Source organism: Armatimonadota bacterium, from assembly GCA_035527535.1.
Classification (GTDB): Bacteria; Armatimonadota; Hebobacteria.
This window is the reverse complement of sequence record DATLAK010000021.1, coordinates 1-11246: the sequence shown is the minus strand read 5'-3', so window position 1 is coordinate 11246 and position 11246 is coordinate 1. Positions and strand designations below refer to the sequence as shown.

11 protein-coding genes, 1 tRNA gene and 1 pseudogene are annotated in these 11246 nt (G+C 68.7%); all 13 read right to left on the bottom strand.

Annotated features, from left to right (window positions below; all coding sequences use genetic code 11):
• Window positions 1-11 precede the first annotated feature (11 nt).
• Window positions 12-323, bottom strand: a complete 312-nt coding sequence (locus VM221_01135) for an integrase core domain-containing protein (GenBank protein HUT73421.1) — start codon at window positions 321-323, stop codon at window positions 12-14.
• A 12-nt stretch (window positions 324-335) separates the two neighbouring features.
• The gene (locus VM221_01130) at window positions 336-806 is read right to left on the bottom strand and encodes a hypothetical protein (protein ID HUT73420.1); all 471 of its coding nucleotides are present in this window, start codon (window positions 804-806) and stop codon (window positions 336-338) included.
• A 207-nt stretch (window positions 807-1013) separates the two neighbouring features.
• A complete protein-coding gene (gene selB / locus VM221_01125; GenBank protein HUT73419.1) occupies window positions 1014-2948 on the bottom strand; it encodes a selenocysteine-specific translation elongation factor in 1935 nt (644 codons plus the stop codon).
• 1 nt (window position 2949) lies between these two features.
• Window positions 2950-4362, bottom strand: coding sequence for an L-seryl-tRNA(Sec) selenium transferase (selA, locus tag VM221_01120; protein ID HUT73418.1), 1413 nt, complete (start codon window positions 4360-4362; stop codon window positions 2950-2952).
• A 60-nt stretch (window positions 4363-4422) separates the two neighbouring features.
• On the bottom strand, window positions 4423-4551 hold the full coding sequence (locus VM221_01115; GenBank protein ID HUT73417.1) for a hypothetical protein: 129 nt from the start codon (window positions 4549-4551) through the stop codon (window positions 4423-4425).
• Complete coding sequence (locus VM221_01110) at window positions 4541-5455, bottom strand: 4Fe-4S binding protein (GenBank protein HUT73416.1); 915 nt, start codon at window positions 5453-5455, stop codon at window positions 4541-4543. The genes VM221_01115 and VM221_01110 overlap by 11 nt, the downstream gene beginning before the upstream one ends.
• On the bottom strand, window positions 5442-6485 hold the full coding sequence (locus VM221_01105; protein HUT73415.1) for a uroporphyrinogen decarboxylase family protein: 1044 nt from the start codon (window positions 6483-6485) through the stop codon (window positions 5442-5444). The genes VM221_01110 and VM221_01105 overlap by 14 nt, the downstream gene beginning before the upstream one ends.
• A gap of 28 nt (window positions 6486-6513) precedes the next feature.
• Window positions 6514-7548, bottom strand: a complete 1035-nt coding sequence (locus VM221_01100) for a uroporphyrinogen decarboxylase family protein (protein HUT73414.1) — start codon at window positions 7546-7548, stop codon at window positions 6514-6516.
• The gene (locus VM221_01095) at window positions 7530-8201 is read right to left on the bottom strand and encodes a corrinoid protein (GenBank protein HUT73413.1); all 672 of its coding nucleotides are present in this window, start codon (window positions 8199-8201) and stop codon (window positions 7530-7532) included. Before VM221_01095 ends, VM221_01100 begins: the two co-directional genes overlap by 19 nt.
• A 56-nt stretch (window positions 8202-8257) precedes the next feature.
• A tRNA-Sec gene (locus VM221_01090) sits at window positions 8258-8355 on the bottom strand.
• Between the two features lie 212 nt (window positions 8356-8567).
• Complete coding sequence (locus VM221_01085; GenBank protein ID HUT73412.1) at window positions 8568-9230, bottom strand: hypothetical protein; 663 nt, start codon at window positions 9228-9230, stop codon at window positions 8568-8570.
• Between the two features lie 502 nt (window positions 9231-9732).
• Window positions 9733-9966 (bottom strand): carboxymuconolactone decarboxylase family protein, encoded by a 234-nt coding sequence (locus VM221_01080; protein ID HUT73411.1) that lies wholly within the window; start codon window positions 9964-9966, stop codon window positions 9733-9735.
• A 192-nt stretch (window positions 9967-10158) separates the two neighbouring features.
• Window positions 10159-11151, bottom strand: a pseudogene (gene selD, locus VM221_01075) (selenide, water dikinase SelD).
• Between the last annotated feature and the right edge of the window lie 95 nt (window positions 11152-11246).

The window sequence follows — 11246 nt, the reverse complement described above, 5'->3', positions numbered from 1 at the left end:
GTCCGTGTCAGCTAGGCTGCTCTGCGATAATACGAGTTGAGCAAGCCGCCGAGGAATTGCTCGCGGGCGACGGCGAGGCGCTGCGCGGTCAGCGCAGCGGGAAGCACGGGGAGGCCTCCCGTTGCCAAGCGCTCCGGTATTTGGTTGCCAATCCCCTGATGCGGCCGGTGGTAGTTGGAGAAGTCGCGATAGCAGGCAAGGGTTCTCCGCAGACTTCCCAGGCCGAACAGGATGAGCTGATCGAGACACTCTCCCGTCACGCTCCGCACCCAGCGTTCGGCATGGGCATTGGCGTCGGGGGCGCGAAACGGCGTTTTGACGATCTCCAGGCCGGCTCAGTGCAACGTAACATCCAGATCGTGCACCAGCGACCGCTGGATGCCGAGCTTCAGCAGTTCCCCTCGGATGCGCTGGTAGCCCCAGGCGTTCTCTCGGGCCAGGCGGGAGATCACAGCTTCGATCTCGCCTGGCGTCCGCGGTCGCCCCGGCCGCGTGCGCCGCGCGCTATAGTCCCACTTCTTCCGCTCCAGGCGGCGCTGCCAGGCCAGAATCGTCTCGGGCTTGACGATGCTCACCACCTCCTTCATCAGGGAGCGCCCCATCGCCAGCGCCGCCTCCATCAACGACCGCGGTTCCTCATCCGTGAAGCGCAGGCGGCCATTGGCCTGCGCTTTCTCCTTCAGAATCCGATTCTCCAGGCGCAGGTACTCATTCTCCAGCGTCAGCTCCCGGCACAGCAGCCGCGCCACCGTGGCAATCATCGGCAGTCCCATCCAGTCGACCCCGTTCCCGCGCTTCCTGGCCATCCCGGCGCCTCCTCAGATCACGATCCCGGCAGAGGCATAGGATAGCACGATCACCGTCCCCGCGCCATGAGCAAGGCGGATGAGTCTCTGGACAGCGCGGGCGCCGGCCTACAGAAACCGATCGCCGCGCGCCGGTTCCATTGACGCTTGACAAGGACACATGGTGGACGGGCAAGCTTCGCCTCTCAATGCGCCGCCCATACGCTGTCAGGCGTCACTGCCGCTGGCGGGGGATGGGCGCAGCACCCGGACGTCGCCGTGACGCAAGGTGACACCCTCACGGTCGAGCCATTCGAGGAACGGCAGAAGGTGCTTGCGGGACGCCCCCAGCAACTCGCGTGCCTCACCGACCGTCATCGTGTGCCGGAGCGCTAGAAACTTCCGCACCGCCTCACGCGAGCGCGCCAGCGCTTGGCTCTGCACCAGCGCTCCCGGGGCGAGCTGACGCAGATCGCCTGCGTCCACCAGGGCATCGAGCACCTGCTGCGTGTCCTGCCGGCTGAGCCCGCTGGCTGCGGCCAATTGCTCGATAGACAGCGCGACAATGCCGGCTGCGGAGCAGGCGGCCAGTATCTTCTCCCGAGCGGCGGCGAAGCGCCCCGCCCACTGCACTTGGTACCGGGCTAGACGCAGCCGTTCGCTGGCGAGGAGGACAGCGCCGCGACCGACCAGCGATTCGAGCGCCAAGCGCAGGCATTCGCGCTGCTCAGCGGTGGGCGCGGCGACCGAGGTGACGCGATTGAGCTGCACGAAGGATTTCAGCGGCGCGCCGGCATGGAGCGCGGCCAGCCGGGCGGTGATCGCGGCCTCCATGTCGCGCACTGCGGCGGCGCTGAACCAGCGGTTGCGTCGGCCGCCGACAGCGCGCCCCTGCGCGGTCAGTTCGTTGAGCGCCGACTGCAAGGCGGACCCAGAGACGCCGAGGGTGACTCGGAGGCCGTCGAGGGCCGCCCCGGACGCGCCCGCGCGGTCGAGGGCTTCCACCACCAGTTCCGGGAGCGGCAGTTGCTCGCGGTCGGCGACCTCGGCTGCCCCGGCTGCGGTGCGGCGCTTGGGTGCGTGCGGATCGAGAATAACACCGCCGCCGATCACTTGCATGGGCGAATAGGAGCGCACGACGAAGCGGTCACCCGCTACCGCGACCAGCGGCGCCTCTAGCCGCAACTGCACGAGCGCCGACTGGGCGGGGGCCAGCGCGTCGCCCTCGAGCAGCAGCACCCGTGCCATGACCTCGGCGGTCCCGTGGTGGACGCGGACACGCGTGCGCTGGGCGAGGGCGCGCGGGGCCTGCGAAGAGAGTGCCAGGCGGACGTCGGCGATCAAGGTCGAGGCAAGCGCTCCCGCCGTCACCAGCACGTCGCCGCGCCGAAGTTCCTCCTTGGACACGTCGGCCAGGTTCACCGCCGCGCGCTGCCCCGCGACGACCCGCGGGACGGCCTGGTTGCGCACCTGCAGCCCGCGGGCGCGCAACTGCCGGTCGGCCGGCAGACAGGTCACGGTTTCGCCGGCGCGCAGCACACCGGAGATGACGGTGCCGGTGATGACGGTGCCGACGCCCCTGAGCGTGAAGACGCGGTCCACCGGCAGCCGAAAGACACCCTCCGCCGAATGGGTCGCGACCTGGCCGGCGATGCGCGCCAGCTCGGCGTGCAGCTCGGGCAAGCCGTCGCCGGTGACCGCGGACACCGGGATAATGCGCGCGGCGTGCAGGGGTGATCCCGAGAGCAGATTCGAGACCTGAGCGGCAATTCCGCGAATGCGTTGCGGGCCCACCTTGTCGCGTTTGGTAAGCGCGACCACGCCTGCGGTAACGCCGAGGTACCGCAGCACGTCGAGGTGTTCGACGGTCTGCGGCATGACGCCCTCGTCGGCGGCGACGACAAAGAGAACGGCGTCCACGCCAGCGGCGCCGGCGACCATATTGCGCACGAACATCTCGTGCCCCGGCACGTCCACGATCGCCGCCGGCTCGGCGAGTTGGGGGAGCGGCAAGAAAGCGAACCCGAGGTCAATCGTCATCCCCCGGGCCTTCTCCTCGGCCAAGCGATCGGGGTCGGTGCCAGTGAGGGCACGGACAAGTGCGGACTTGCCGTGGTCAACGTGACCGGCGGTGCCGAAAACGACGTGGCGTTCCTGGTTCATCTCACGTAGGCAGCGCCCGGCAGGCTGCGGCCAGGGCCTTGCCGACCAGCTGGTCCTCATCGGGCAGCACCGTCCGCAGGTCGAGCAACACCGCGTCCTCGTGGATGCGGGCGACGATGGGCGGCTCGCCCTGACGCAGGCGCCAGGCGAGATCGCCAGGCGAAAGCCCTGACTCTCCGCCGCGCGAACCGGCCGGACGAAGGCTCACGACGAATGTCGGCAGCGTGTGTCCAGCCAGCGAGCCGCCGCCGACCTGCGACTCACCGGGTGTTGCCTCGACGACGAGCCATTCCCCGCAGTCGGCGGCGATGCGGCGCGCCAACTCTTGCGCGCGGACGCGGATCTCATCGAGCGGGCGCGTGAGGACGGACATGAGGGCGTGCTTCTGCGGCAGGCGCTCGGCATCGAGGAAGAGGCGCAGGGTGGCCTCGAGGGCCGCGAGGGTCAGCTTGTCCACGCGGAAAATGCGGTAGTAAGGGTTCTCATGCATCGCTTGGAGGGGCTTGCGTCGGCCCAGGATGATGCCGCATTGCGGCCCTCCCAAGAGCTTGTCACCGCTGAAGAAGACCGCATCGGCGCCGGCGGTCAGACTCTCCGCCGCGGTGGGCTCGTGCGGCAGCCCGAACCGACGCAGGTCAAGCAGGGCGCCGCTGCCCAGATCATGGGCGCACATGATCCCGTGCGCACGCGCCAGCGTCGCCACCTCCGCCAGCGGCGTCTGGGAGGTGAACCCTTGGAGGCGGTAGTTGCTCTGGTGCACGCACAGCAGCAGCGCGGTTTCCGGGGTGATGGCCGCCTGGTAGTCGCGCAGGTGGGTGCGATTGGTGCAGCCGACCTCGACTAGGCGGCAGCCGGCCAGCGCCATGATCTCCGGCATGCGAAACGCGCCGCCGATCTCCACCAGCTCGCCGCGCGACAGGACGACCTCGCGCCCGCCGGCCAGGGTGTTGAGGGCGAGCACGGTGGCGGCCGCATTGTTGTTGACGACCAGGGCCGCCTCCGCGCCGGTGAGCTCCTGCAGCAGCCACTGTACGTGGTCCTCGCGCTGGGAGCGGTCGCCCGATTCGAGGTCCACCTGAACATTGCAGTAGCCGCAGGAGATCTCGGCCAGCGCCGCGCCGGCGGACGCTGCCAACGGCGCCCTCCCCAGGCCCGTGTGCAGGATGACGCCGGTGGCGTTGATGACGCGGCGCAGGCTGGGGGCGACCTGGCGGCGCAAGATGTCGGCGGCGCGAGCGGCAAGCACCTCGGCGGAAATGTCGGGGGACTGCGCGCCGGCCCGCAGCCGCGCGCGGGCGTCGGCAATCGCGGCACGCGCGGCGCACCGGATCAGCGCGCGCGGCGCCTCCGGCGCCGCCTCGGCGAGGAGCGGCTGCGCAAGGAGGTCGTCAACGCGGGGCAGCTTGCGTAGCACTGAAGCAACTTCCTCCGTGGCGGGGAGCCGAGACCGCGGCACGCGCGGTCATTGTCCCGCTCATGTGAAACAGAAATCGGAGGCGTTCCGAAACACGTAGAGGGCGTCGCCCATGTGCACGCCGTAGATGACGGCTCCCACCATTGCTAGCAGGAGAAGCCCCAGAACCAGGTATCTCTTATCGCGCACAGTCTGCTCCCTGACTGGTGAGGATGGGTCGCGATCCGAAGGTGGCGCCGAGGGCGTCGCCTGCCGGGCAACTGCGGACGCAGTCCAGGCAGAGCACGCACTCCGCCGAGGCCTCCCGGCCCCCCGGCGTGTCAGGCACGCTGCGGCTGGCGGTGGGACAAACCTTCGCGCACCGCATGCACTTGGTGCACTTGACGGGGTCGGTACGCAGGCGCAGGAGCGAAGCGCCCGCGCCCAGCGCCATCAGCGCGCCCAGTGGGCACAGCGCCCGGCAGAAACCGCGCCGCGACACGATCATCAGCCCCAGTACCGCGATCAGTATAGCCAGTTTGCTCCAGGTACGCAAGGACATATCCGTGCGCGCCTGGCGACTGGAGACGAGCAGGGGCACACCGGCCTCCAGCGTGCCGGCGGGGCAGACGATGCCGCAGTAGTCCACGGCGCGGGAACTCCCGGAGGCGATGCGCTCGGAGGCGGTCTGGGCCTTGCCGCCGCCAAGCGCCAGCGGCAGCGCAATCACCAGAACCACGAGCAGCCCGTACTTCAGGCCGTTCGCCGCGCGCGGTAGCCGCCACTTGGGAGTGCGGAGGCGATGGAGCCAGTCCTGCAGGTAGCCGAACGGACAGGCCCAGCCGCAGAACGCGCGGCCGCCGGCTACCGCCGCCACACCGAGCGAGCCGATGATGTAGTACGGGATGCCGCGCACGAGGCCGAAGGAGATGATGCTGCCGATGGGGCAGGCCACGGTGCCCAGCGGACATGAGTAGCAGTTAAGCACCGGCACGCACAGATACTTGCCCAGCGGCGCGAGGAAGTAGCTGTTGAACAGGACGAGGGAAAACAACTGCACCCGGGCTCGCGCCCCCGAGTTGCCGATATCAGGCCGGTGGTTATGTTCGCTCATGGTCTCGGGACGCGTGCACCAGCGCCCGCAAATGGGAGGCAGGTGTGGTCGGCGCCAGGCCGCACGCCGGCGACACCACGTCGAAATCCCGCGCGGCGCGGCGGGCCGCCCGTTCAATCGCCGACACCGGCCCGCGCTCCAGCAGCAGCGCATCCACATTGCCCACCCGTACGCAGCCGGGCAGCTCGCGCCGCAGCAGTTCGCCGCTCACCATCGAGTCCACGCTCAGCGCGAGCGGCGGCAGGCGCCGCGCCAGAACGCGCAGCGCAGACAGCAGCGGCCGCACATCGCCGCATATGTGCAGTATAGCGGCTGCGTCGCTGTCGCGCAACACCGACAGCAGGCGGGTCAACGCGGGCAGCGCCAGGTGCGTGAAGTGGCGAGCGCCCAGCACCTCTCCCGTGGCGGTGGGCTCGGCGATCATGACACAGTCGGCGCCGGCAGCGCGCTGCGCGACGGCAAAGGCAAGCGTCACTCGCGCCATCGCCGCGACGATCTCCTGCGCCCGCGGCGGATCGCGCCGGGCGAGGCGCAGGAACACCCCTGCCTCCATGACCATCGCCGCCAAGCTTACCGGGCCGACCACGGCGCCGATGACCGGCTCGCCTGAGCGCCCGGCGGCGAGAAGGCGCAAAGCCGCGAGCACCACCGGCGCGCGCCCGGAGCGCTCGGCGTCGAACGCCGGCAACCGCTCGAGCCCCGCGGGGTCGGCAAACGCCTCCGCCTCCACGTGCGGCAGCGCGTTGTCGGCGCCCAGGTCCACGCGGCAGCCGAGCGCTTCCGCCTCCACCGTCATGCAGAAGGGCGCCGCCAGGCACTCCAGGTCGGTTTCGGCTTGGGTCGCGCGCACGAGGTCGGCCATGGCGTGGGGGTCGGAGTGGGCGCGGGGCCAGGCAGCGCCGCTGGCGCACATGGCCGAGCGCGTGGCCATGGTCATCATGCCGCCGGGGCAGATGACGGGGGCGCGGTCAACGCGCTCGCCGCGCAACGCGCGCAGCAGACGCTCGCGCGCGGTGCCAATGACAGTCATCGGCGGTGCCGTGCGCGTCGGCGGCGCATCAGTCGAAGCTTCCGTACTGCCGCACACCCTCCAGCATCGCCTCGACATTCGCGACCGGTGAGTCTATGGGCACTTCACACCCGCTGCCCAGCACGAAGCCCCCGCGGCACTGGCGGCCGATCGCGCACAAGGCGCGCACCTCTCGCAGGACGTCCTCGGGTGTGCCCTGCAGCAAGGTCTGGGCGGGGCGCACGTTGCCCATGAGAGCGACGCGGTCGCCCACGCGGTCGCGGGCCTCCGCCATCGGGATATCGTCGAGGCTGAGCAAGGCTGCGCGCGCCTCGAGTATGGCGTCGAGGATGCGGCTGGTCTGCCCGCAGATGTGCAACACCACCGGCAGGCCGCGTTGCGCGATGTGCGCATGTAGCTCCTGCAGATACGGTAGGGCAAACTCACGGAAGTGGGCCTCGCCGAGCACGCTGCCGGTCGCCACTGGATCAACCACCACCGGCACCCCGCCAACATCAATTACCGCATCAGCGAACCGCTTGCCCAGGTCGAGCGACATACGCAGCAGCTCGTGCGTCAGATCCTTGTTGCGGTAGAGGTCACGCGCTATCTGATCGGTCCCGCGCAGACAAGCAGCGGTGGTGAATGGCGCCGCGAAGCAGCAGCTCACCGCGACCTCATCGCCTACCGCCGCGACCGCCGTGCCGATGGCCTGGAGGCACACCCCGAGGCGCCCTGAATCCGCTGCGGCGGGCCTTAGGCGGCTGCGATCATCGGGATCGGTGACCGCCGGTCGCTCTACGCGGGGAACGTCGTCGTCGGGGTAGCGCAGTTCGGTGCCCAGCGCCTCGGCCAGAACCGCGGTATCAGAGAAGATGGTGATGAGGTCCTGCCCGTAGTGGCGGTAGGCCTCGACATGGCATTCCCCCATGATGCGGCCGTCCCGGTTGTGAGCGCCGATCTTGACGCCGGACATGCGCGCGGCATGATTGAGCACCAGCGGCACGCAGAGGAAACGGTCGAGATGCCCCCCGGTCAGAAAGCCGTTCAAGCGCTCCTTTGGGCTCATCCGGTCCTGCGCCATGGTAACCTCCCAGCCAGAGCCTGCGCCAGCTCGACGGCGTCCTTCGCATCGCGCCCGTGGCCGTCCGCCCCGATCTGCCTGGCAAAGGCAGCGGAGGTGGGGCTGCCGCCGATCATGACCCCGAAGCTTTGTCGCAGGCCGGCGTCGCACAGACCCTGGATGACATTGGTCATGTTCTTCAGAGTGGTGGACATGAGCGTCGAGATGCCCACGATGCCGCTGCCCGCCTCCTGCGCGGCAGCCACAAAGCGGTCGGCGCTGACATCACGCCCCAGGTCGCGCACGTCGAACCCGGCGGCCTCGAGCATGATCTTGACGATGTTCTTGCCGATGTCGTGGATATCGCCCTCGATCACGCCCAGGATGACACTGACCGGGGTGCGGTCGGGGGCTGCTTTAATGTGGGGCTTGAGCACCTCGATCGCCGCATACATCGCGTCGGAACAGACGAGGATCTCGGGTACAAAGTATTCGCCGCGGTCGTAGAGCTCCCCCACCTCGCGCATGCCTGCGGAAAGGCCCTCGGTAATGGCGACGTAAGGATCAACCCCGCGCTCGAGCGCGCGATGCGCCGTCGCGACCGCGCCTTGCTCGTCCATGTTGACAACCATGCGAGCCAGCTCCTGCAAGATATCATTCGCGTTGGTGGTCACCGCCCGTCTCCTCGCTCTTGCGTGATTCTGTGGGGCGCATTGCGCGATACAGGGGGTGGCGGGAGCGTGTGGGAATCGAACCCACCCAAGACCTGATTAGGGCCCCACACCGGGTTTGAAGCCCGGCAAGGTCCACCAGAACCCAACCGCTCCCGCAAAGTGGTGCCGCAGCCATGAGGGCGGCCGCAGCGGTGGCCGCGCTGCGGCCGCGTCCAGACGTAGCTCTGTGTATCAGGCGCCCGCCTACCGCACCGTCACCATGGCGGTTCCGGTGAGAGGCGAGCCTGCAGGCCCGATATCCACAGTAGCTTTGCACTTGTAGCTTCCCTTGGTGGCTACTCGCACGGAGTAGCAAGGCGCGCCCCCTCAGCCAAAGCCAAGGTCACTCAATTTGAACCGTTTGGCCAGCGTGGTCGCGCCGTGGGGGTCGCGCAGGACGACCTTTGCGACTTCCGCTTTCTTCCCATCCCTCTCAATCTCGGTAACCGTCGCGTCACCCGAGGTCACCCGGAGACCGATGTAGACGCTGCGTCCGGCGACCTTCGGCACCACCGTCAGCTTGAACGCCGAGGGCCCCGGAATGCCCCAGGTCGGTGCGGCTTCAGGGCGCGGTGCGGTCTCAATCAAGTCATAGTTGTAAAGGTACGCCCATTCCGCGCCCTGGGCATCCCGTAGACACGGCCCGATGTTTGCCTGCGCTAGCCAGTGGGCGCCCGCCTGCGCCGATGGTCGAAGACTTCCGCGCAGGAAGGTGATCGCGGCTCTGGCCCCGCACCAGCCCCGAGGGAGCGCGCGGGACGCCACGGGAAGAGCGACGGACGGGAAGATCACCGCCGATGGCAAGGATCGCACTGGCTGAACCGGCGAGGCCACTTGCAGCGCGGCGACCGACGTCGCCAACCGCATCTCCCGCTGCCACAGTTGGACGTAGACGACGTTGCCCGGCGAAACTTGAATGCGGGTGTAAACGGCATCATTCTCCGTCGCCCCAGCCGGACCCAGCCCAGCCAGCAGCGCCACCACCAGCATTCCTGACGCCAACCTCAGCCTCGCCATGGTCATGCCCGCTCCAGTCGGGATTCCCCATCAAATTGGGGGAATCCGCATGCTTTGCGGATACCTCCGCTTGCCTACCTCAACATGCGACGTTTCAATGTCAGAATCCTCTATTCCGAGAAGCTGCCCGTGTCCCGCGGACAGGCCCCCATACGACTGCGCCGTTCGGTTCGTAGCCTGATAAGCACTCATCCGTTCCGGGTTGATAGCTACTCATCCGTCTGCCCTACGATGTCGCCCTCTCGTTTGCGGCGCAACAGTCCCATTCTGCGGTATCCCGGCTCCGCGCCTCCTCTCACTCCGCCAAGACTGCTTCTCCGGTCCTCAATTTGTACAGCCACCAACCATGATAGAGGGTCTCATCCGCGCTTGACATGCACAGCAATGGCCAATCATCGCCCGACACAGGTAGGCCGCGTCGAATGCCGCCGCTGCGCGCCGCCCCTGCGGAGAGTTAGACGCCAGGGCTCCTAGTCTATGTTCCCTGTGCGCGCGACCTTTCTTGCCAGAACATCATCGCCTTGCAGCCGCCGAAGGCGACGCCCATCCACGCCGCCTCTTCGATCTCCTCGGCGGAGATGCCCATGGCGCGGGCCTTGCCAAGGTGCAGCTCGAGACATGGCCCGCACTGCACGGCGACCGAGAGGGCGATGGTCGTCAGCTCCTTCTGCACGACGTCGAGCGCCCCGGGGGCGAACACGGCGGCCATGAACTGCTGGAAGGCGCCATGCGCCGCCCCGGCTGCGGCCGCAGTCCCAGGCGCGCAGCACTCGGCGGGTGCCGGCGCGCCGGGCAGCCGAGCGGCGCCGGCATCGCCAGGCTGCGAGTCGCCGCCAGCCGAGAAAACGTTCGCATCCGAATGGCATTCGCGCACCACGATCCTACCTTTCGAGCGCTCACGCACCGTGCCGATGATCGCCGCCTCCGCGCAGCCGGCGCCCCGGAGCTGGGCCACGGCCTGTTGGGCGCGGTCCGGGGCGACCGCCATCAGCAGGCCGCCGGAGGTCTGCGCATCATAGAAAAGGTCCAGCGCCCACTCGGGCGCCCCCGGCGCTTCGACCAGATGCTGTGCGAACTCGCGATTGCGCTCGGCGGCACCTCCCACGATCCCCTGGGCCGCATATTCGCGGGCGCCGGGAAGGACCGGCGCCGCCTCCCACCATAGTTCAACGGTCACGCCGCTTCCGCGCACCACTGCGGCAAGGTGGCCGAGCAGGCCGAAGCCGGTAATATCGGTGCAGGCGTGAGCGCCTACCTGTCGCATCACCTCCGCGGCAACGCGATTCGAGGTGGCCATGGTCGCGGCGGCGACGGCGCGCGCCTGCTCTGATGCGCGCCCCACCTGAGCGGCGAAGCAGATGATGCCGGTGCCCAGGGCCTTGGTCAGAATAAGCGCGTCCCCGGGCCGCGCCCCGGCGTTGGTGACGATGGCGGCCGGCTCGACCACCCCAGTGACGGCGAACCCGAACTTGATCTCCTCGTCGTTGATGCTGTGGCCGCCGATAAGCGCCACCTGCGCCTCCGCGAGGGCATCCATGCCGCCGCGAAGCATCCGATAGAGCCACTCATCACTGAGCGTATGGACGGGGTAGCCAACCACGGACAGGGCGGTCAACGGGGTCGCCCCCATGGCGTAGATATCGCTGAGCGAATTGCAGGCGGCGATGCGACCGAATAGGTGCGGGTCGTCAACACAGGGGGCGAAGACGTCCACCGTCTGCACCAGGCAGAGGTCCGGCGAAACCTGAAAGACCCCGGCGTCGTCGCCGGCGCCGGCGCCGACCAGCACGCGCGGGTCGCTGACCGCGGGCAGGCGCGACAGGACGCGCTCCAGGTCGGCGGGAGGAATCTTTGACGCGCAGCCCGTGTTCTTGACCAGCCGGGTGAGGGCGATGCCATCGGCGACCGGCGCCTGCGGCTCAAGGCGCTCCCCGGCGCATAGGCACACATCCTTCTCCCGAAGGACGTCGCACGGGCAGGGCTTGCGTG

What these genes read in the sequence shown, in the direction of transcription:
- VM221_01130 (HUT73420.1), bottom strand. Translation starts at nt 806, where the DNA reads ATGGCCAGGAAGCGCGGGAACGGGGTCGACTGGATGGGACTGCCGATG.
- VM221_01105 (HUT73415.1), bottom strand. Translation starts at nt 6,485, where the DNA reads ATGACTGTCATTGGCACCGCGCGCGAGCGTCTGCTGCGCGCGTTGCGC.
- selB (HUT73419.1), bottom strand. Translation starts at nt 2,948, where the DNA reads ATGAACCAGGAACGCCACGTCGTTTTCGGCACCGCCGGTCACGTTGAC.
- VM221_01110 (HUT73416.1), bottom strand. Translation starts at nt 5,455, where the DNA reads ATGAGCGAACATAACCACCGGCCTGATATCGGCAACTCGGGGGCGCGA.
- VM221_01100 (HUT73414.1), bottom strand. Translation starts at nt 7,548, where the DNA reads ATGGCGCAGGACCGGATGAGCCCAAAGGAGCGCTTGAACGGCTTTCTG.
- VM221_01085 (HUT73412.1), bottom strand. Translation starts at nt 9,230, where the DNA reads ATGCTGGTGGTGGCGCTGCTGGCTGGGCTGGGTCCGGCTGGGGCGACG.
- VM221_01080 (HUT73411.1), bottom strand. Translation starts at nt 9,966, where the DNA reads ATGGCCGCCGTGTTCGCCCCCGGGGCGCTCGACGTCGTGCAGAAGGAG.